The 21,148-nt window shown below is 61.3% G+C and carries 19 protein-coding genes; 14 read left to right on the top strand and 5 right to left on the bottom strand.

Annotated elements, in window-relative coordinates; genetic code table 11:
* The first annotated feature begins 3 nt into the window (after positions 1 to 3).
* The 3 genes from JMY24_RS11905 to JMY24_RS11895 all read left to right on the top strand — a co-directional run bounded on the left by JMY24_RS11905 (position 4) and on the right by JMY24_RS11895 (position 3,705).
* Positions 4 to 1,575 (top strand): DHA2 family efflux MFS transporter permease subunit, encoded by a 1,572-nt coding sequence (locus JMY24_RS11905; protein ID WP_201702097.1) that lies wholly within the window; start codon positions 4 to 6, stop codon positions 1,573 to 1,575.
* Positions 1,576 to 1,585: 10 nt separating this feature from the next.
* Positions 1,586 to 3,019: an efflux transporter outer membrane subunit gene (locus tag JMY24_RS11900; protein WP_128596377.1), complete on the top strand. Its 1,434-nt coding sequence runs from the start codon at positions 1,586 to 1,588 to the stop codon at positions 3,017 to 3,019.
* Between the two features lie 140 nt (positions 3,020 to 3,159).
* A complete protein-coding gene (locus JMY24_RS11895) occupies positions 3,160 to 3,705 on the top strand; it encodes a DUF488 domain-containing protein (RefSeq protein ID WP_128596378.1) in 546 nt (181 codons plus the stop codon).
* A 16-nt stretch (positions 3,706 to 3,721) separates the two neighbouring features.
* On the opposite strand, the gene JMY24_RS11890 is transcribed toward JMY24_RS11895, so the two are convergent.
* The 4 genes from JMY24_RS11890 to JMY24_RS11875 form a co-directional block, all read right to left on the bottom strand.
* Positions 3,722 to 5,521: a chloride channel protein gene (locus JMY24_RS11890; RefSeq protein WP_201702095.1), complete on the bottom strand. Its 1,800-nt coding sequence runs from the start codon at positions 5,519 to 5,521 to the stop codon at positions 3,722 to 3,724.
* Positions 5,522 to 5,523: 2 nt separating this feature from the next.
* The gene (locus JMY24_RS11885) at positions 5,524 to 5,940 is read right to left on the bottom strand and encodes a MarR family winged helix-turn-helix transcriptional regulator (RefSeq protein ID WP_128596379.1); all 417 of its coding nucleotides are present in this window, start codon (positions 5,938 to 5,940) and stop codon (positions 5,524 to 5,526) included.
* A gap of 135 nt (positions 5,941 to 6,075) precedes the next feature.
* On the bottom strand, positions 6,076 to 7,242 hold the full coding sequence (locus JMY24_RS11880; RefSeq protein WP_201702093.1) for an HPP family protein: 1,167 nt from the start codon (positions 7,240 to 7,242) through the stop codon (positions 6,076 to 6,078).
* A 311-nt stretch (positions 7,243 to 7,553) separates the two neighbouring features.
* Positions 7,554 to 8,903 (bottom strand): class I SAM-dependent methyltransferase, encoded by a 1,350-nt coding sequence (locus JMY24_RS11875; RefSeq protein ID WP_128596387.1) that lies wholly within the window; start codon positions 8,901 to 8,903, stop codon positions 7,554 to 7,556.
* Between the two features lie 333 nt (positions 8,904 to 9,236).
* On the opposite strand from JMY24_RS11875, the gene JMY24_RS11870 reads away from it, so the two are divergent.
* From JMY24_RS11870 to JMY24_RS11820, 11 genes are all read left to right on the top strand, one after another.
* Entirely contained in the window at positions 9,237 to 10,241 is a 1,005-nt protein-coding gene (locus JMY24_RS11870) for a type 2 periplasmic-binding domain-containing protein (protein WP_236597388.1), read from the top strand.
* 63 nt (positions 10,242 to 10,304) lie between these two features.
* Positions 10,305 to 10,625: a hypothetical protein gene (locus tag JMY24_RS11865; RefSeq protein WP_128596388.1), complete on the top strand. Its 321-nt coding sequence runs from the start codon at positions 10,305 to 10,307 to the stop codon at positions 10,623 to 10,625.
* Positions 10,626 to 10,823: 198 nt separating this feature from the next.
* Complete coding sequence (locus JMY24_RS11860) at positions 10,824 to 12,995, top strand: hybrid sensor histidine kinase/response regulator (RefSeq protein ID WP_128596389.1); 2,172 nt, start codon at positions 10,824 to 10,826, stop codon at positions 12,993 to 12,995.
* Complete coding sequence (locus JMY24_RS11855; protein WP_128588587.1) at positions 12,992 to 14,623, top strand: hybrid sensor histidine kinase/response regulator; 1,632 nt, start codon at positions 12,992 to 12,994, stop codon at positions 14,621 to 14,623. Before JMY24_RS11860 ends, JMY24_RS11855 begins: the two co-directional genes overlap by 4 nt.
* The gene (locus JMY24_RS11850; protein WP_128588589.1) at positions 14,620 to 15,252 is read left to right on the top strand and encodes a response regulator; all 633 of its coding nucleotides are present in this window, start codon (positions 14,620 to 14,622) and stop codon (positions 15,250 to 15,252) included. The genes JMY24_RS11855 and JMY24_RS11850 overlap by 4 nt, the downstream gene beginning before the upstream one ends.
* Before the next feature lie 399 nt (positions 15,253 to 15,651).
* Positions 15,652 to 15,861, top strand: coding sequence for a hypothetical protein (locus tag JMY24_RS11845; RefSeq protein WP_128596391.1), 210 nt, complete (start codon positions 15,652 to 15,654; stop codon positions 15,859 to 15,861).
* Positions 15,862 to 15,937: 76 nt separating this feature from the next.
* The gene (locus JMY24_RS11840; protein WP_128596392.1) at positions 15,938 to 17,215 is read left to right on the top strand and encodes a NupC/NupG family nucleoside CNT transporter; all 1,278 of its coding nucleotides are present in this window, start codon (positions 15,938 to 15,940) and stop codon (positions 17,213 to 17,215) included.
* Positions 17,216 to 17,231: 16 nt separating this feature from the next.
* Positions 17,232 to 17,621, top strand: a complete 390-nt coding sequence (locus JMY24_RS11835) for a cytidine deaminase (protein ID WP_128596393.1) — start codon at positions 17,232 to 17,234, stop codon at positions 17,619 to 17,621.
* Positions 17,618 to 18,583: a nucleoside hydrolase gene (locus JMY24_RS11830; protein ID WP_201702091.1), complete on the top strand. Its 966-nt coding sequence runs from the start codon at positions 17,618 to 17,620 to the stop codon at positions 18,581 to 18,583. The genes JMY24_RS11835 and JMY24_RS11830 overlap by 4 nt, the downstream gene beginning before the upstream one ends.
* A gap of 129 nt (positions 18,584 to 18,712) precedes the next feature.
* A complete protein-coding gene (gene panE, locus JMY24_RS11825; RefSeq protein WP_201702089.1) occupies positions 18,713 to 19,648 on the top strand; it encodes a 2-dehydropantoate 2-reductase in 936 nt (311 codons plus the stop codon).
* 62 nt (positions 19,649 to 19,710) lie between these two features.
* Complete coding sequence (locus JMY24_RS11820; protein WP_128591969.1) at positions 19,711 to 20,010, top strand: hypothetical protein; 300 nt, start codon at positions 19,711 to 19,713, stop codon at positions 20,008 to 20,010.
* A 77-nt stretch (positions 20,011 to 20,087) separates the two neighbouring features.
* Here JMY24_RS11820 and JMY24_RS11815 read toward each other — a convergent pair whose 3' ends face one another.
* Entirely contained in the window at positions 20,088 to 21,134 is a 1,047-nt protein-coding gene (locus JMY24_RS11815; RefSeq protein ID WP_128591971.1) for an ABC transporter substrate-binding protein, read from the bottom strand.
* Positions 21,135 to 21,148: the final 14 nt, after the last annotated feature.

Here is a 21,148-nt window from a genome sequence, read left to right as displayed (position 1 = left end):
ATCATGACCGACATTTTCGCCAATCCCGCCGATCAGCCGACGCGCACGAAGGTCTTCGCATTCTCGCTGATGTGCCTCGGCTTTTTCATGGCGACGCTCGATATCCAGATCGTCGCGTCGTCGCTCAAAGATATCGGCGGCGGCTTGTCCGCTAGTCAGGACGAGTTGTCGTGGGTGCAGACCTCGTATCTGATCGCTGAGATCCTCGTGATTCCGATGTCCGGCTGGCTTACTCGCGTGTTTTCCACGCGCTGGCTGTTCGCGTTCTCGGCACTTGGCTTTACCGTCACGAGCATGTTGTGCGGACTCGCATGGGACATCAATTCGATGATCCTGTTTCGCGGCCTGCAAGGCGCGCTCGGCGCCGCGATGATTCCGACCGTGTTTACCACGGCGTTCGTGTTGTTTCCGGGCAAGCAACGCCTGATCGCGTCGACCACGATCGGTGCGCTCGCGTCGCTCGCGCCGACCGTGGGGCCTGTAATCGGCGGCTGGATTACGTCGCAATGGTCTTGGCACTGGCTGTTCTATCTGAACCTGGCGCCTGGTCTTGCCGTCGCGTTGACGGTGCCGAAGTACGTGCATGTGGACAAAGCTGATTTGTCGCTGTTGAAAAAAGGCGACTACCTGGGCATTGCGCTCATGTCGGGCTTTCTCGGCTGCCTTGAATATGTGCTCGAAGAAGGGCCGCGCAAGAACTGGTTCGGCGACGACGTGATCGTGCTGTGCACCTGGATATCGGCTATTTGCGGATTTCTTTTCCTGGTGCATGCGTTTACCGCGAAGGAACCGATTGTCGACTTGCGCGCGCTGGCGGTTCGCAATTTCGGCATCGGCAGTTTGCTGTCGTTTATCACAGGCATTGGGATCTTCTGCACGGTTTTCCTGACGCCGGTATTCCTGTCTCGCGTGCGCGGTTTCGACTCGTTGCAGATCGGCCTTGCGTTGTTGTCGGTAGGCTGTTTCCAGTTACTGGCGCTCGTCGCGTATTCGACGCTTGCACGCTTTGTCGATATGCGCCTCTTGATGGTGTTTGGCCTCGCGTTGTTCGGCGTTGGCTGTTATCTGTATGTGCCCCTCACTCATGAATGGGGCTGGCAGGAGTTGCTGATTCCGCAGGCGCTGCGGGGCATCGGTCAACAGTTCTGCATTCCCCCAATCGTCACGATGGCGCTCGGTTCACTACCACCGTCTCGACTTCGGTCCGCGAGCGGCCTCTTCAATCTGATGCGTAATCTGGGCGGCGCAATCGGCATTGCAGTGAGCAGCACGATGCTGAACGACCGGCTCAATCTGCACTACGAGCGGCTCGATGAACATTTGACGGCGGGCCGTCCGGTAGTCGAATCGATCTTGCAGCAGCAAGCCGCGCATTTCGCGGCACTCGGTGGAAACGCGCTCAATGCAGCCAATGCGGGACTTGGCGCATTGCATACGGTTCTGACGCGTGAAGCCCTGGTGCTCACTTTCTCCGACACTTTTCTCGCCGTGTCGCTGTGTTTCGTGGTGGGCTTGCTGAGCGTGCTTTTCTCGCGCCCATTCGGAAATACCGCGCCGCCGCCCGATGCTCATTGAGGACCTGATGATGAAAACGACCGCTCTCAAAGTACTGACCAGCGCTCTAGCGCTGGCGCTTGCTGCGTGCGCCGTGCAGCCGGCGACACACGCGGATCTGCCGCAGACGGTGAGCACACTCGCGCCACAAGCATGGAGCGTGGACGCGCCGCAAGACAGCGTGAGCGCCAATGTGTGGTGGGATCAGTTTGGCGACCCTGTCATGCATCGGCTGGTCGAGTCGGTACTGACCGGCAATCTCGACGTGCAGGCGGCAGTAGAGCGCGTCAGGCAGGCGCAGGACCTGGTTACGCAGAATCGCGCTGCCTTGCTCCCTGAGCTGAATGCCGGCGCCAACGCATCGTATTCGCGGCAAAACACACCGCCGCCGCTCGGATACGTGCGTCAAGCGGGTGCCGGCCTCACGGCCAGCTGGGCGCCGGATGTATTCGGCGGCGAACGTCTGGCCGTTCTGGCGGCGCAAGCACAAGTGTCGGGCCGGCAATCCGCGTTGAACGAGGTGCGGCTTGCGCTCGCCGCCAATGCTGCAGCGGCCTATATCGATTTGCGCTGGGCACAGGAGCAGTTGCAGATCCTCAGCGAGAACGAACAGATACGCGCTCGCGCGCTGAAACTCACGCAGCAGCGTCTGCATTACGGCCTGTCGTCACAACTCGATGTCGCGCGCGCGCAGAATCAGTTGCAGGACTTGCAGTCGCAGATTCCGCGCATGCAGACCGCCGTGCAGCATCAACTCAGTTTGATCGCGGTGTATTCGGGGCGCACGCCGGAGAGCGTCGATAGCCTGCTGCTCGCGGATGCGCGCGACATTCCCGTGCCGGCACAGCGTGTGCCGCAAGTGCTGCCTTCGGAAGCACTATTGCAGCGGCCCGACGTGCGCACAGCGTATGCCACCGTCGAGCGGCGCGCGGCGGAAGTGGGCGTCTCGAAGGCGGAGCGTTATCCCAAGTTCAAGTTGAGTCTCGCCGATGGTTTGCTGGCCTCTTCGTATCTCGGGCTGCCGACGCTGACCGACAACCTGTTTAGCGCCGCGTTGAGCGCGACGAGCCCGATCTTCAACGCCGGCCGAATCACCGCGGATATCGATGCGAGCGAGAGCCGCATGCGTGAATCGCAACTCGGCTTGCAGCAGACGATGCTGCAGGCGCTAAAGGAGATCGAAGACTCTCGCAGCGAGCTGGTGAACGGCGCCGTACAAGTGGAGCGGCTTGGCGGCGCGCTGGATGCGTCGAATCATGCGTTGCGTTTGTCGAGTGAACTGTACAAAGGTGGTGCGTCCAGTTTCCTCGATGTGCTCGCAGCGCAGGAGGCGTACTTGCGCGACGCTGAATCGCTGAACCAGGCAAGGCGCGAGCATGCGCTTGCTGCCGTTGCCTTGTATCGTTCGCTGGGCGGCGGCTGGGATGTTCCTGAAGCGGTGACAGCGGTCTCGGCGAACAATTGATCTGCTATGTGACCGATGCGCTGCGGGTGGCGGATCGTGCGGGCATGCAGAATGCGTGGCGAAAGTGCAGGCGGGGGGCGGTTGGTTGACGCCTTACTGGCGATACAATCCGATGACACGACGAAGCCGACGAGGTCATGATGGCACGGCCATTCTTCACGATCGGGCACTCCACGCGCACGCTGTCCGAACTGATTGAGTTGCTCAATAATTCGGAGGTCGAAACATTAGTCGACGTGCGCAGCATTCCGCGTTCTCGTACCAACCCGCAGTTCAACCGCGATACGCTGCCGGACTCGCTGGCACTGGCACATATCGACTACGTTCATCTGGCGGAACTCGGCGGGCGCCGTGGCCGTCGCAAAGATGAGGGTCCATCCGTGAACGGGTACTGGACGCATCCCGCGTTTCGTAACTACGCTGATTACGCCATGACGGACCCTTTTCAAAAGGGTCTGGCAGAACTTCGTGAACTGGGACATCGCAGGCGTTGCGCGATCATGTGCTCGGAAGCAGTGTGGTGGCGTTGTCACAGGCGCATCATTACGGATTACCTGTTGATGCACGGCGAAACGGTAATGCACATCATGGATGCGCACCACGTGAACCCGGCGACCATCACGCCGGGCGCAAACGCGCAGCCCGATGGTTTGCTCGTCTATCCGGCGCAGTCCGCTTCACATTGAAGCGGACCGGCCTCAATTAGCCCGCTTTGCCTATGGGCGCAAATCGCCGTTTGCCGCGCGCCGGCGTCAGACGGCGGAACCGCTCTTTCTTGTGCTCTTCTTCGAAGTGACTGAGCGACGGCTTGACGAGATCGCTGCGCGAGACGATGCCGACGAGACGCATCGACATTGCATCGGCCACAACGGGCAATCGTTCGAGGCCGTGCACCGCCAGTCTCGTCGCTACCAGACGGCAGGTCTCGGAGGGCAAGGCGAACGCCAGTGAGCGCTGAGCGAAGACGTCTGCGACGCTCATGGCGGGCCGCAGGTTCGGGTCCTCGTCGCGAAACTGTTCGAGCAACGCGCGATCGGCCACGCCGATTACCACGGCGCCACGCACCACCGGGTACGCGCGACGGGTCTGCTTTGCGCCGAAAAATCTGTCGAGCGCCGTGCCGACCGTCATGTCGGCTTCGATCGACTCGACGGAGGCTGTCATCACCTCATCCACATGATGGCGCTCAAGAGGATCCACGCCGTATTCGCGGTAGATGTGATAGCCGCGTCGCGCGATTTTTTCGGTCATGATCGAGCGGCGCATGGTGACCGTGGCAAAGCCGTGAGCGACCAGCGTAGCAGTGAGCAAGGGCAACAGCGCATTGCTGTCGTGCGTGAGGCCGAACGCAAAGACGATGGCGGTCAACGGCGCACCGAGTGTCGCGCCGAGCGTTGCGGCCATGCAGACGAGCGGCCACAGTGCGGGTTGATTGCCCGGCAGCCAGTGTGAGAGGACGGTGCCGAGTCCCGCGCCGAGCATCAGCAGCGGGGCGAGCACGCCACCCGATGTACCCGACCCGAGCGCGACGACCCACATGATGGCTTTCACCGCGAGCAGCACAATGGCGATCTGCAATGCAATGTGTTGATGCAGCAGGTCGCCGATCACGTCGTAGCCTACGCCGAGCGCTCGCGGCTCCAGCCATCCGCCGATACCCACTACAACGCCACCGAGCGCGGGCCACCACATCCAGTGAATGGGCAGCTTGCCGAACAGATCTTCGGTTTTGTAAAGCGCGGCGGAAAGCCCCGACGCGAGCGCGCCGGACAAAAGCCCTGCAATCAGGCAAGAAAACAGCGACCATCCATCTGGCGCGGCTGTTTCGAGCGGAAACAGCGGACCCGTGCCGAAGAACGCCGCGCGAGCAAAACCGGCTACCGCGCAGGCTACGGCCACGGGCAGAAAACTGCGCGGCCGCCATTCGAAGAGCAGCAATTCCACGGCCAGCAGCACCGCCGCCACGGGCGTGCCGAACACGGCGGTCATGCCGGCGGCGGCGCCCGCCACGAGCAGCGTCTTCCGTTCCGCGGACGTGACCTTGAAGCATTGCGCGATCAGCGATCCGAGCGCGCCGCCCGTCATGATGATGGGCCCCTCGGCGCCGAACGGGCCGCCGCTGCCGATCACGATGCCCGACGACAGCGGCTTGAGCACAGCCACCTTGGGCGACATCCGGCTTTTGCCGAACAGGATCGCCTCGATCGCCTCGGGAATGCCATGCCCGCGAATCTTTTCCGAGCCAAACCGCGCCATCAAGCCGACTATCAATCCGCCGATTATCGGCACGCCAATGACCCAGATGCCGAGGTTGTTATGGGCGGGCGAATGTTCGACGAACGACAATGTGCCGAAGAAAAACAGGTTCGTGAACAGATGAATCAGGTTCAGCAACACGACGGCTGCGAGCGTGCTGACCGCGCCGATGCACGCGGCGAGCGCGAAAATGCCCGGTAGTCGCGCGTTCGCGGAGAAGTCCCGCTTGTGGGAGTCAATGTTCATGATTAGTCGAGGTCGATCTGCGGAACCTGGAAGGCGCCCTTGAGCGATTTCAGTTCGGCGCGATGAAGCTCGGCAAGTCTTGCAAGCACCCGTTCGCCGGCTTTTTCAATGTGTACTTCGACCTGGCGACGGTCGGTCTCGCTTGTCTGACGGCGCACCAGACTGAGTGCTTCGCAGCGCGATACCAGCGCGACGACGCCATGGTGCTGAGCCTGAAGCCGCTCCGCCAGCTCGCCGACAGTCGCCCAGTCGCGCTCCGGATATCCCTTGATATGCAGCAGCAACAGATACTGCAGCGGCGTGATGCCTTCGCTCTGCGCGGCTTGTTCCGAGAACCGCTCGAAGCGCCGCATCTGATAGCGAAACTCCGACAGTTGCTCAAAGTCGGCTTTACGCAGTCCTGAAGCCCGTTCTTTCATTGCTCATCCGCCATGTAAATAAGCAAAAATTATATCACAAGATGATGTAATGTGCGGGCGCAACGCTTGGGCAGACATTGCCCGTTGCGGTTCGCCGCCCGATCACGCGCAATCACGCGGAATGCGATGCCGCGATCATGCGGCCTGCTGCGCCTTGACCACGGTCTGCCGATAGAGCCCGGAAATCAGATCCACTTGCGTGATCATGCCGACCACGTGTCCAGCCGTATCCAGCACAGGAATATGGTGGTGACCGTAGTTCGCGAACATCGGCACGAGGTCGGTAATCGGCGCACTGGTCTTGACGGTGCAGACGTCGGTGGTCATTACGCTGCCCACGGTTGGCGCACGCAGTGCATCGCCGCGCAGCCAGCCGTCTATATAAGCAATGAACGGCACGAACTGGCCAAAGATTCTTTTATCCACGAGATCTGCACGCGTGACGATGCCGATCAGACCGTGGCTTGCGTCGATTACCGGAAGCGCTTTCACCTTGTTGCGTTTCAACAGCGCCCATGCGGCGACCGCGCGCGTGGTGGCCGACACCGACACCACATGACGCGACATGATGTTCTCGCAGGTCAATTCGTTGAAACTGCGTGAGAAGGCCTGAAGCTGGGTTTCACGCAGCAGCGATTCGAGGTCGTCCGGGTCGATGTCGAGCATTTCGCTGCGGCGCTTCAGCACGGCTTCGAGATCGGCGCGCGTGAAGCCGGCGCGCGAGGCGGAGTCCGCGGCACTGCCCGCCGCGCCGCGCGCCGCGCGTGCCGAATGCGGATAACGGTGGCCGGTGGCGGCGTGATAGGCGATCGCGGCCACGAGCAGCGCGGCCGACTGTATCGCGATCGGCTCGAGCACGAAACGATAGCCGAGCGCATGAATGGCCGGGCCGCCGAGCACGGCGGTCAACGCGACTGCGCCCGACGGCGGGTGCACGCAGCGAAGCGCGAACATGCCGCAAATAGCAAGCGCGACGGCCAGCGCGGCCGCCAGGGTGGGATCGGCAATCACGTTCGCGCAGGTCACGCCGATCGTCGCGGAAACGAGATTTCCTCCGATGATCGACCATGGCTGCGCAAGCGGACTTGCAGGCACGGCGAACAGCAATACGGCGGAAGCGCCCATCGGCGCAACCAGCAGCGGAACGTTCGCGCCGGGTCCCAACAGCAGGTACATGGAGCCGCCGGTGAACGCGATACCCAGCAGCGCGCCCAGACATGAGCGCGCGCGCTCCTGCCATTTGACGGTGACCGGAACGGGAATGAAGCTGGAAAACCAGCGCAGGACGATGGAGCGGGACAAGATGCGAACGGGAGTTAGTCGATTGTGCTGGGCTGCAAAAGATACCCGGGAAACCGCGGGCACCGCGAATACCGTGTGGTCATTATTATATTTCAATATGATATAAAACGCCGGCCACACGGGTGAAGGACGCCGGTGCGTGGGCGTCCGCGCAAACAGGCTATGGCTACAGGAGGCGTCAGTCGCATTTCCCGGAGTCTGCGAAAACAGTTGCAAGGGGGAACGACATGTTGGTCTTTAACCGCATTCTTCTCTGTTACGACGGAACCCGGGAAGGGCAACATGCCTCCGCGACATGGTCGGTGGCTCGGTCAAAAGTGTGCTCCGTGACCACCGTTCACGCGTTCGACCTCGTTGACCCGATCAATAGCAGGGTTGCGCGCATACATGTACTTGCGATTGAACGGATAGTCGCTGCGAGCCCATGGCATGCGGCCGGTGGAACCATCATCGGTCTTTACGGACTCCGCGGGGCGCGAGGCGAGAATCTGGAACAGCGACGTCCAGCCGTGCTCGAAGCCCATTGCCGATCCGGCCAGATACAGCCGGTACGCACGAATGATTTTCTCCGAGTCCTTGCCGAGCACTTCGCGTGCTTCATCGAGATGCGCTTCGAGCGCATCCTCCCAAAGCCATAGCGTTCGTGCGTAATGCGGGCGCAGGCATTCCGCGTCCACCGGTTCGAGATCGCCGCGCGTCATTGCATCCATCACTACGCTCACGTGTACCAGTTGGCCGCCCGGAAAAATGTATCTGTCGATGAAGTCGCCCATCCCGCCGCCGACTTCCGCGTTGTCGGTGCCGCCTGCGGTAATGCTGTGATTCATCATGAGACCGCCGGGTCTGAGCAGCCGCCGCATCTTCGCAAAGTACGCCGGCAGGTTCGGACGGCCGACGTGTTCGCACATGCCGACCGACGCGATCTTGTCAAACGGCGCGGATTCATCGACGTCCCGGTAGTCCTGCAGGAGCATTCTCACGCGGCTCTCAAGTCCTTTTTGCTCGATCATGCGGTTGACGTACGCGTGCTGGTTCCTGGAAAGTGTGACGCCGGTCGCAGCAACCCCGTAGTGTTCGGCGGCCCACAGCAACAGCGCGCCCCAACCCGCGCCGACATCGAGAAAGCGCTCGCCGGAGCGCAGCATTAGTTTCCTGCAGATGTGGTCGAGTTTGGCCTGCTGGGCGTCGGCAAGCGACATGTCCGGTGATGAAAAGTAGGCGCATGAGTACACGCGCAGCGGGTCGAGCCACAGCGCGTAAAAATCGTCGGATACGTCGTAGTGATGCTGTATTTGAGCGGCGTCTTTCGCGCGGCTATGATGCGTGCGCTCCCAGATCGCGCGGCGCGCGCGGTTCACGTGCTCCAGCAGCCACCCATGCGTTTCTTGTGTGGGATCGCTGCGCAGCAAAGCCGGCGCCGCAGCCATGAGGTCGTGCATGCTGCCGTCTATTTCCAGACGGCCTTCCACATAGTCTTCCGCCAGTCGCCCGATCGCGCCCTGCGTCAGATGCAGCAGCACCCTCGTGTCGCGTATTTCGAACGACAGACGCGGCTCGCGCGCGCCGATGCGCTGACCGTCGGGCAGGGCCACGGAGCAGGGTATCGGCATGCCGGCGATCTGCTGTTCCGCAGGCGAACGCAAGAGGCTCCAGAGCGTCATGGCGTTGACTCCTTGCAACAACCTGGATGCCTTTTACCGAGCATCATTCGTGCCGCGAGAAAGAATTCTGTCGCGGGACCCGACGCCGTCCTGACAGTGACCCGGCTAATTTACAGTTAGCTATCCGGACCTTTTTCGGAATCAGCACATCGGCGTGCGTTGAGGGTTTTCCATGAGAATCGAATGCCCGGCAAGCGACGTTGCCGCCGCAACCACCGCGCAAGTTCGGCCTGCTTCCCCCAATTGCAAAGCTTTCATCACAGTGACAGGATGCTTGCATAGCGGGCGCCAACGGGGGCGCCAAAGCAGATTTCACCATATGTCGATACGATCATGCAGCGCAGGAGCTTTGTACTCGCGGCATTGAGCACAGCCGGCATGCTCGGCCGGTCGCATGCCATGTCGACTGCCGATTTCGACATTGTGCATCCGCGAATCCGCACTGGAGGCGAGGTTCATGCGGCATTTGCCCTCGCGGTGCTGGACCTCGCGATGAGATCGGCCAGAGTCACGTATACGATTCGTCAGGCCGATCTGGCCATGGAGCGCGGCCGCGCGCTGGCTGAACTGGTCGACGGCGGCTCCATCAATCTTCTTTGGACGAGCATGGATAGCCGCGCGGAAAGCGGGCTGAACGTGGTCCATATTCCGGTGAACCGCGGCTTGATCGGCTACCGCGTGTTTATCATAAGGAAAGACCGGCAGGCCGACTTCGACAAGGTCGACAACGTGGCAGATCTGCGCCGGTTGACGGCGGGCCAGGGGCTCGGCTGGGTCGACACGGATATCCTGCTCGACGCCGGCCTGAAAGTGGAAACGTCCAGCACCGACACGTTATTCGCAATGACGCGCGCGGGACGAATAGATTATTACCCGCGAGGCGTGATCGAGGCATTCCCTGAACTCGAAGCGCGCAAGCAGGCGGAGCCCGAACTGACGGTCGAAAAACGTTTGCTGCTCAAGTACCGGTCGGACTTTCTTTTTTATGTGGCTCGCCGCGATCCTAAGCTGGCCATAGCGATAGAGCGCGGCTTCATAGCGGCTTACAAAAACGGTTCGTATATGCGGCTCTTCGATTCGCACCCGTACATTCAGGGCGCGCTGGCGCAAGCCAACTTGGTCGAGAGGAAAGTGATAGAACTGGACAACCGCTATCTGTCCGCTGCTGACCGAAAGATTCCGGAAGAGTATTGGGCGCAGTGGCCAGTCTCCGCACGCGCGCGCTCCGTAGCGGGGAGAGCAGGGAACGCCGCGTCGCTGACGAGAACCGGCGAGCGGGGTCAGGATTTCCTTACCCTCGAATCAGGATACCCCTGGCGGATCATCCGCGCTGCCTGACTGTCCCACGGTGACTATCGTTCTATCATTGATGAATCAAAATGGCCTAACCGGGTAACAGAGATGATCCCCTATCCGTCGCAGCGTGAAAACGAGGTGGAGCATATCAACTCAATCTGCTTCCGTCTTTTCGATATCTGGTGCGAACGACGCAGCATCACGCCGTTGGGTTATCTGATGCATTGCTGGCCGCTGGTCGATAGCGGACCGAAGGCGATCCGGCGAGTCGGAGAAACGCTGCGTGAACTACGGCAATCGCATCCAATGGAACTGGATGGCGAGGCGACGGAAATGCTTCGCGAGCTGACCGAATGCGTCGACGATCTGCTGCTTCGTGCGGTTCATGAGCCGCCAGGCGTAATCGGAATCCGGCTGTCATCCTGAGCCGAATGCGGGAGATTGGCGCGCACCGGAATAAGCAATAGAGTAGGCAATAGGGCAAAGAACAGGGCAAAGAACGGGGCAACGCGCGCATGGCGTCATAACGCAGCAACAACCGCGTCTTCCACGCGGGCGCCAGAAAACTGCAGTCGCGGCGCCAGCACGAAACAAGTACCGACATCACCATGCTTGCGGGGCAATATGGCTGTCAACCTCATAGGGGAGTGGTGGTATCCGCTCAGGCGGTTGCGGCACAGTATCGTGCTCCGGCTTCTTGCGATCGCGATACTGTTTAGTTGCGTGCTCACCTTATTGTTGACCGCACTGCAGATTCATCGCGATTACAACGAAGGCATCGCGCACATACAAAACCGCCTCTCGGACATCGACAAAAGTTACCGCGACAGTCTCGGCGAGGCGCTGTGGCGGCTCGACGAGGCGCAACTGCGGCTCGAACTGGGCGGCATTGTGCGTCTGGCGGATATCAGTGTGGCTGAGGTGCGCCAGTCGGGCAGCGGTGCGACCCCCACGCTCGTGAGCGCGGGCAGACCCGTCAACGGGCCGGCGCTGGCGCGTGAATACCCGCTCATGCATCGCGTGCTCGGCACCGACCAGCGCATCGGCACGCTGTACGTGCAGGCGACGTTGAGCGATCTGTACGGCGATCTGAAGCACACGGCGCTGCTGATTCTCGTCACTCAAGCCGCCAACATTTTCCTCGTATCGCTCTTCATCGTTTTTATTCTGACGCGGCTCGTAACGCGCCATCTGGCGGTGCTTGCTCGTACTGTAGACGGCTACGACTTTCGTGAGCCCGCCAAACCTTTGAAGCTAAACCGGCGCGCGCCCCACGAGCCGGACGAACTCGAACGCGTGGTGACGGCCTTCAATTCGATGGGCGCACGGCTGCATCGCGCGTATCTCGACGAGCGCGAGGCCGCTGCCGAACGCGAGGCGCGCCGCGCAGCCGAAGCGGCAAATCGCGCGAAGGGCGAGTTCCTTGCCAATATGAGTCACGAGTTGCGCACGCCGCTGAACGCCATTCTCGGCTATGCGCAGATCTTGCGGCGCGACACGAGCCTGAGCGAGAGACACCGCGAAGGCGTCGGCGTCATTCAACGCAGTGGCGAACACCTGCTCTCGTTGATTGGAGATGCGCTCGATTTCGCACGGATCGAGGCGGGCCGACTGCGCGTCGAGATGGGCGACGTGCCGCTTGCCGGCACGCTCGATGCCATCCGCGAAATCATCGAAGTGAAGAACGCACAGAAGCATGTCGAGTTTGTCTGGCATGTGGCGCCCGACGTGCCCGATGCCGTTCGCGCGGACGAACGGCGCTTGCGTCAGGTGCTGCTGAACCTGCTCGTGAACGCATTCAACTTTACGGATCAAGGCAGTGTGAGCCTGCTGGTCGAAATGAGTGCGGAGAACACAGTGTGTTTTGAAGTGCGCGATACAGGCATCGGCATGGACGCCGACAAACTCCAGACCATTTTCGAGCCGTTCGAACAGATCGCGCATTCGGAACGCGGCGCGGGCGGGACAGGGCTCGGGCTGACCATCAGTCAGCAGTTTCTTCGCGCAATGGGCAGCGAGATTCACGTGAAGAGCCAGCCTGGCCGCGGCAGTGTATTCTGGTTCGAACTGGCGGCGGCATCGGGTGCGCTCCCCGCCGGGCCGGTCATTGCCGATACGCGCATGGCGACGGGTTACAAGGGAGCGCGCCGCAAGGTGCTGGTGACCGACGACGTCGCGATGAACCGCGCGGTGCTGGTCGAATTTCTCGGCCGGCTCGGGTTCGAGATTGTTGAAGCGACAGGCGGCCGCCAGGGACTCGCGAAAACGTTGAGCGAGCGACCGGCGCTGATCGTGACCGACATCGTAATGGCTGATATGGATGGACTCGAAGCGACGCGCAGATTGAGGCAGATTCAGGGCTTTTCGCACGTGCCGGTGATTGCGACTTCCGCGAGTCCTTCAGGCGCCGACGAACAGCGCAGCCTCGAAGCCGGCGCGAATGCGTTCCTCTCCAAGCCGATCGACTTCGGCAAACTGCTCGCGCATGTCGCGCGCCTGCTAGATCTCGAATGGATCTACGCGCCTGCGGGTGCTACTGCCGGCGCTACTGCCGGCGTGCCGGATGCACCCGCTGGGCCGCTTGTCGCGGTGCCCGAGGAGGAACTGGAAGAATTGCATCTGCTCGCGCGCCGCGGCGATATGCAGGAGATACGGCTGTGGGCCGAACGCGTTGCGACGCATGATCCCCATTACCGCGCATTCGCCGCGCGGATTCTGAGTCTCGCGAAAGGCTATCAATCGAAAGCATTACTGCAGCTCGTCGAGGAGCAACTCGAACGCAGGGCGGTCAGATGAACGGCGCGACGCTTCCCGCCGACGACTCGCCCACGGTCCTGATCGCGGACGACAACCCGGCCAATCTGGCGATAGTCGTCGAGAGTCTGGTGGCGCGCGGCTTCAAGGTGCTCGTCGCGCTAGATGGCCCGGAGGCGATCCAACGCGCGCAATTCTCGCAGCCCGACCTGATTCTTCTCGATGTGAGGATGCCGGGCATCGACGGCTTCGAGACCTGCCGGCGCCTCAAGTCCGACGAGCGCACGCGCAATATCGCCGTGATCTTCATGACGTCGCTGACCGGCAGCGAAGACATGGTGGAAGGTTTCTCGGCGGGCGGTGTCGATTACCTGACGAAACCCGTCCACGTCGACGAAATGATGGCACGCATCAGCACGCATCTTGCGCTCAGAGGCATGCATCAGAAACTGATTGCGCAGAACCGGCAATTGCAGGACGAAGTGCTCGTGCGTCAGCGAGCCGAGGCCGCGTTGTCGCGTGTGCGCGACGGGCTCGAAGCAAGCGTCGCGCAGCGCACGGACGAACTCGGACGCGCGAATGCGACGCTGCAGTCGCAGATCGAGGAACGCAGGCGTGCCGAGGCGCGGCTCGTCGCGAGCGAGTTCCGTTTCCGCACGATCGTCGAGACGAGTCCCGTGCCGCTTTGCATCACGTCCATGCCGGAAGGGCACGTCCTGTACACGAACAAGCCGTTGCGCGAACTCTTCGGCATCGACTACGTGACCACGCATATCGCCAACATCGCAGAGTTGTACGCGGATATCGCGGATCGCGACCGGCTCGTCGAACAACTGCGCCATGAAGGAAGTTTTCGCAACACCGAGGTCCGGCTGAGGCGTGCGGACGGCTCGACGTTCTGGGCCATCGCGACTGCGCGTGTCGCGACCTACGACGATGCGCCCGCGATTTTCGTCGGCCTCAACGACATTACGGAGCGCAAGCGGATCGAGCAGGAACTGGTGGAGTCGCGCGAGCAGTTGCGCGAATTGTCCGCATATATGGAGGCCATTCGCGAAGAGGAAAGAAAGCGTATCGCGATGGAAATTCACGACGAATTGGGCCAGTTGCTAACAGCGCTAAAGATGGACGTGTCACTGCTTAAAATGCGTCTTTCCGGCGATCTCGAAGTCGCGAAAAGAACCGACGATATGCGTGAACTCGTTGAAAGAACCATCTGGATGGTGCGCAATGTCGCGAGCCATTTGAGGCCAGCAGCGCTCAACTACGGTATCGTGTCGGCGCTCGAATGGCTCGTCGACGATTTCGGGCGGCGCAGCGGGCTCGCGTGCCAGTTTCGTCTGAACGGCAGCGAGCCGGTGCTTTCCGATGCGCATGCAACCGCGATGTTTCGCATCGTGCAGGCTTCGCTCACGAACGTCGCGCGACATGCATGCGCGACGCGGGCGGACGTCACGTTGACCAATACGTCGACGGCACTCGACCTGCATGTCAGCGACGACGGCTGCGGCTTCGACCAGGACGCGGTGCGACGCGACTATTCGTACGGATTGCTCGGCATGAGCGAGCGGGCACGTCTGATAGGCGGCTCGCTGCTGATCGACAGTGCGCCGGGAACGGGCACCGCGGTCTCGATCCATATACCGCTTCAGGACGGGGTTCAGACATGATCAGGCTTCTGATTGCCGACGACCATCCGCTGGTGCGCGGAGGTCTCAAGCAAATAATCGAAACGACGCCCGACATCGTGGTGGCGGGCGAAGCGGCGCAAGGTTCTGAAGTAATCGAGAAACTGCGCACATGTCAGGTTGATTTGCTGCTGCTCGACATGACGATGCCGGGCATCAGCGGTGTCGATCTGATTCGGCGCGTGCGTGCGGAACGTCCGTCGCTGCCGGTGCTCGTGTTGAGCATCCATAACGAGGCACAGGTCGTCTCTCGCGCGCTGCGTGCGGGCGCAACCGGTTATGTCACGAAGGACAGTAATCCCGACGTGCTGCTCGCTGCAATTCGCAAGCTCGCCGAAGGCGGACGCTTCATCGACCCGAAACTGGTCGAGGGAATCGTTTTCGAAACCTACTCGGGCGATGCGCCGCCGCACGAAATTCTTTCCGACCGCGAGTTTCAGGTTCTGCAAATGCTCGCGCTCGGCAAGAGCCTGAATGAAATTGCCGACGCTTTCGCGCTCAGCGCGAAAACGATCAGCACGCACAAGATGCGGCTCATGCAGAAGCTTGGCCTTGCCAATAATGCGGACCTGATTCGCTATGCGATAAGGCACGGACTGGTCGCCGAATAGATCGTGGGATCGTGTCAGGAAAACCTGAACCCTAAAGCAGGCATTCCTGATCTGACATTCCGCCGCCGCCGATGGAGACGTTGCCACCGTCGTTCTACGATGCACTATGCGAATGGGCGGAGGAGTTATGGCGGCGTCAGAGCGATCATTGCGCGAGCTTATCGAGAAGTGGCTGGACGCGAGCGGCGCGGCATCGGCCCGAATCCAGTTGCAGCCCGGCGCGCGCCAGGGGAACAGACGCTGCATATGTGTCGAGGCACAATGTGAGACGGGCATCCTGACGCTCTTTTTCTTCCGTCATGGCGACGGTTTGTGGCACGTATTCCCGCCCGACGAACGGCCCGCCATGAGGGTAACCACCGCCGCCTAGGCGGCAATACGCGCGACGGAGGCAGGATCATGACCCACGACGAATGGGGTTCCGGATCGCCGGAAGTATTGGCGCTGCGCATGTGGATGAGCGTGTGGTACGACCATGCGGTCGTGTCCGGCTTCATCCGCGCGCCCTTCGCGCTGAACGACGCTGACGCCGAGCGGCTCGAAGGCTATTTCAGTCTCGGCCTGACACCGGAGGAAGGCGCTCTCGTGTTCTTTTCCAAATCGCATTAATTCCTGCTTTAAACATTTCTCTCCAGCAGCCGTTTCGTTTAGCATCAGTGCCACATTCATATGAAGAACTCGAGACATGGCACTCATCGCACGCAACGTACTCGGCATTGCCGTACTGCTCTTCATTGCTTTCATCTTTTCGACGAACCGGCGCGCCATTCGCTTACGGACTGTAAGTAGCGCATTGCTCGCGCAAGTTTGCATCGGCGCTTTTATTCTCTTCGTGCCGCTTGGCAAGACGATTCTCGCGGCGGCGGCCGCGGGCGTGAATAACGTGCTCGGCTACGGCAATGCCGGCATCGAGTTTCTGTTCGGCGGACTCGTGCAGGCCAAGATGTTCCAGGTGTTCGGCAACGGTGGCTTCGTCTTCGCTGTGCGCGTGCTGCCGGCCATTATCTTCGTGACCGCGCTGATTTCCGTGCTGTACTACTTGGGCGTGATGCGCTGGATCGTGATCGTGCTTGGCACGGTGTTTCAGAAGTTGCTCGGCGTGTCGAAGCTCGAATCGTTTTCCGCCGTCACAACGATCTTTCTCGGTCAAAGCGAAATGCCCGCGGTCGTCAAACCGTTTACGCGCGACATGACGGGCGCCGAACTGTTCGCGGTGATGTCGAGCGGCATGGCCGCGGTTGCCGGCTCGGTGCTTGCGGGTTATGCAGGTCTTGGCGTGCGGATCGAATATCTGCTTGCGGCGTCGTTCATGGCGGTGCCGGGCGGGCTGTTGTTCGCGAAGATCATTCATCCGTCAACAGAGCCGAGCCGCGTTCATCTCGACAACCTGAACTTCGACGAGAAGCGTCCCGCGAATGTGATCGAGGCCGCGAGTTCGGGCGCGACCGTGGGCCTCAGGATCGCGGTTATGGTGGGCGCAATGCTGATCGCCTTCGTCGGTCTGATTGCGTTGCTCAACGGCCTCGTTGGCGGCATAGGCGGCTGGTTCGGCCACCCGCAACTGTCGATGCAATCGATCCTCGGCATGGTGTTCGCGCCGCTCGCATGGCTGATCGGCGTGCCCTGGAACGAGGCGGCGATTGCCGGCAATTTCCTCGGGCAGAAGATCATTCTGAACGAGTTCGTTGCGTATGCATCGTTGTCGCCGTATCTGAGGGATGCCGCGAGCGTGACCGCGGCGGGCATGCAAGCGCTCGATCCGCGTACCATTGCTATTCTGTCGTTTGCGTTATGCGGCTTCGCGAACTTTGCGTCGATTGCGGTGCTCACCGGCGGCTTTAGCGCCGTGGCGCCGGAACGCCGCGCCGAGGTCGCGCGCTACGGGTTGCGTGTCGTGCTCGCGGCAACGCTCTCCAATCTGATGAGCGCGACCATCGCGGGCATGTTCATTACGCTCAATTGAATCGAGGATGTCTTGCATGAACATAGAACAGCTGTTGGAACGTGCGGGTGTGGCGCGAGAAAAGGCCTACGCGCCATATTCGAAATTCAAGGTCGGCGCGGCGTTGCTGACTAAAGACGGCCGCGTATTCGACGGCTGCAACGTCGAGAATGCTTCATACGGTTTGTGCAATTGCGCGGAACGTACCGCGTTTTTCAGTGCGATTGCGGCGGGCTATCAGCGCGACCAGTTTGCCGCGCTCGCCGTGATCGGCGATACGGAGGGACCGATTGCACCATGCGGCGCGTGCCGCCAGGTGATCATCGAACTGGGCGGTCCCGAGTTGCCGATTCGCCTCGGCAATCTGCACGGCGCGACACGCGACACGACCGCACGCGACCAACTGCCGGACGCGTTCTATCTATGAGCAGGCATAAGCTGATCTACGACACCGATCCCGGCGTGGACGATGCCATGGCGCTCGTGTTTCAGGCGCTGCATCCGGATATCGAACTGCTCGGACTGACAAGCGTATTCGGCAACGCCACAATCGAGACCACCACGCACAACGCGCGCTTTCTTGCGGGGCGGTTCGCGCCGGGCGTGCCGGTCGCGCGTGGCGCGGCGGCGCCGCTCAAGCGCGCCGCGCCGCAGCCGCTCGCATGGATTCACGGTGACAACGGACTCGGGAACATCGCGCTTGGCGCCTCCGAACATGCGCCGCTCGATGCACGGCCCGCGCACCGGTTCATCGTCGACACGGTGCGTGCGCATCCTGGCGAAGTCACGCTGCTTGCAGTCGGCCCGCTGACCAACCTTGCGCTGGCGCTTGCGGACGATCCGCAGATCGCGCCGCTCGTCAAGCAGGTGGTGGTCATGGGCGGCGCATTCGGCACCGGCGGCGTACTCGGCAACGTCACGCCCGCAGCCGAGGCCAACATTCTCGGCGACCCCGATGCCGCCGACATTGTGTTCGGCGCGCCGTGGCCCGTCGCGATTGTCGGGCTCGACGTTACAGAGCGCACCATCATGAGCCAGGACTATCTGGCGTCGATCCGCGATCGTGGCGGCGCGGCAGGCCAGTTTGTATGGGACGTGTCGCGGCATTACGAGGCGTTTCATCAGCAAAGCGCGCAGCTCCAGGGCATTTATGTGCACGATTCGTCGGCCGTCGCTTATGTGCTGGCGCCGCAGCTGTACACCACGCGCAGCGGTCCTGTGCGTGTGCTGACGGACGGCATCGCGGTCGGCCAAACCATTCAGAAGCCTTCCACGATGCCGGTGCCCGCGCCGGACTGGGACGAGCGGCCGGAGTGCCAGGTCTGCGTCGGCGTCGACGCGCCCGGCATGCTGGCGCTGTACGAGAGCACCGTTTGCGCAAAGCGTTAAAAGGTTTGTGCCGTTGACCGGACGAAGAACGCGCGATCACGCCACGCCCGGCACGTGCGCTTGTCCGATGCGTTGTGTCAATCTTTGCTACATTGCTTCGAGCGACGACATTCACTCGAGAGGCCAGAGATGCGAATTCTAGTGGTGGGAGCGGGGGCGGTGGGCGGCTACTTCGGCGGACGGCTCGCCGCAGCAGGGCAGGACGTCACATTCCTCGTGCGCGCGGGCCGGGCGGACAAGCTCCAGCGCGACGGACTGGTGATCAGGAGCCCGCGCGGCGACCTCACGCAGCGCGACGTCAAAACGATTCTGGCCGGCGTGAACGCCGAGCCGTTCGATCTCGTGCTGCTAAGCTGCAAGGCATACAGTCTCGACGACGCAATCGATTCATTTGCTCCGCTCGTGGGCGAATCCACGCTGATATTGCCGATGCTCAACGGCATGCGCCATATCGACGTGCTCACGGAGAAATTCGGCGAATCGCGGGTGCTCGGCGGCCAATGCGTGATCGCGGCGACGCTCAACGCGGATCAGCAGATCGTGCACCTGAACGAAATGCATGCGGTTACTTTCGGGGAACTGGAGGGCGGCGTCTCCGAACGCGTACAAGCAATTGCCGATGCAATGGCCGGCGCGAACTTCGACGTCACCGTTAGCGAGAACATCCTGTTGCGCATGTGGGAAAAGTGGGTGTTCCTGGCCACGCTGGCGGCCAGCACGTGTTTGATGCGCGGTTCGATCGGCGACATACTGTCCGCGCCTGACGGCAAGCGCGTGATCGAAAGCCTGCTCGGCGAGTGCCGCGCGGTTGCCGAACACAACAGCTTTACGATGGCGCCCGACTTCGATGCGCGCGCAACGCAAACGCTCTTCACACCGTCGCCGCTCACTGCGTCCATGTTGCGCGACGTGGAGAATCACTCGCATACCGAGGCGGATCACATTCTCGGCGATCTGATCTCGCGCGGCGGCGAAGCGCAAAACGGCGAACACGCTTTGACGTTGTTGCGCATCGCCTATAGCCATCTCAAGACGTATGAAGCGAGGCAAACGCGCACGTCGTAAGTCGTGAGTTGCGAGTCGTGTGAGTAGAGGTTGCCGTAACCGCTCAATGACCGGAGGTGAACATGCCGGCTCCAATCGGATCAGTGCCCGCCCTCAGCGCCGCATCGGCCACGATCTTCTCGATCGGTATCGCGTTCCTCGGCTATTGGGGAATGTATGAGCCGACCGGATGGCGCGCTGTCGATGTCATTGTGTTCATACTCGCGCTGATCGGTTTTGGTTGCCTCGGGCTTGTACCGTGGATGGCCACGAGCCCTGTGGAGCCGGAGACGAGCGACGCCAGGATACGCATTGCGCGTCATCTGTTTCTTGCGGGCGTCATGGCAATCTGGCTCGCGGTGGCGGTCTCGGTGATCTTCTGAGCCGCCACTCACATGACGTAAAAACGCGCGCCTCGTAGCAGTCAGGCGCGCGTTTCATTCAGGCGAAGCCAGGAAACCTAGCGTTCGATCTGGCGGTTCCAGCGCGTGTCCCATTGCGCACGATGCGCATTGATGGTGTCCCAATCCACCACCGTGACTTTGCGCACGAGGTCTTCCACGTTGCCGAGGCTTTGCTGCATCGGCGGCGTCATTTTCGCGAGACGGTTGGTCGGAATCTGGCGGCCGGCTTCAGCGGCTTTCGTCTGCGCCGGCGCAGACAGCAGGAACTGCGCGAGCTTTTGCGCAAGTTGCGGATCGGGGCTGTTGTTGACCACGCACAGATCCACGAGCAGCAGCACAGGACCTTCTTTCGGATTCACATAGCCGACCGGAATGCCCTTGTCGGACAGATCGCCGACGGCGGTCGGCGTCAGCGGAAAGAGGCCGGCCTCGCCGGTCTGCACCATTTCCGAAATCTTCGCCGAGTTCGGCACATACTCCACGACGTTGGGGCCCACCGTGCTCGCCCATTTCGTGAAGCCCGGTTCGACGTTCTGCTCGGTGCCGCCCATCAAACGGTTGATCGCGAGAAAGCCGTGCAGGCCGAACGTGCTGCTCGAAGCGGACTGGAACACCACCTTGCCCTTGTATTTCGGATCGGCGAAATCCATCCATGACGTAGGCGGCGCCCAGCCCTTTTCAGCGAACAGCTTCTTGTTGTACGCAATACCGGTCATGCCGAGCTGCACGCCCGCGCCCATGTCGTCCTTCATGCGCGCGAACGGATAGAGTTCCTTGAGCACCGGCGAGTCATCGAGTTTTTTGCACACGCCCATGCTGATGGCTCGCGCCATCACGCCGTCGTCGAGAAACACCACGTGAATCTGCGGACTCGCCTTGTTTGCGAGCAGCTTCGCGAGAATATCCGACGACGTGCCCGGCACCACGACCACTTTCACATTGTTCGCTTTCTCGAAGTCGGGCAGCACCTGGCTCGTATACGCCTTTTCCATCGGACCGCCGTTCATGCCGATGTAAATCGTCTTCGTCTGCGACCATGCGGGTGCTGCCGCGCCGAATGCACACAATGCGGCCAGTGCCGCGATCGTCCTGAATAATTTCATTGAAGAGCTCCTGA

Source organism: Paraburkholderia kirstenboschensis (genome assembly GCF_904848585.1).
In the GTDB taxonomy this organism is placed as follows: domain Bacteria; phylum Pseudomonadota; class Gammaproteobacteria; order Burkholderiales; family Burkholderiaceae; genus Paraburkholderia; species Paraburkholderia kirstenboschensis.
This window is presented reverse-complemented; position numbering and strand designations above follow the sequence as displayed.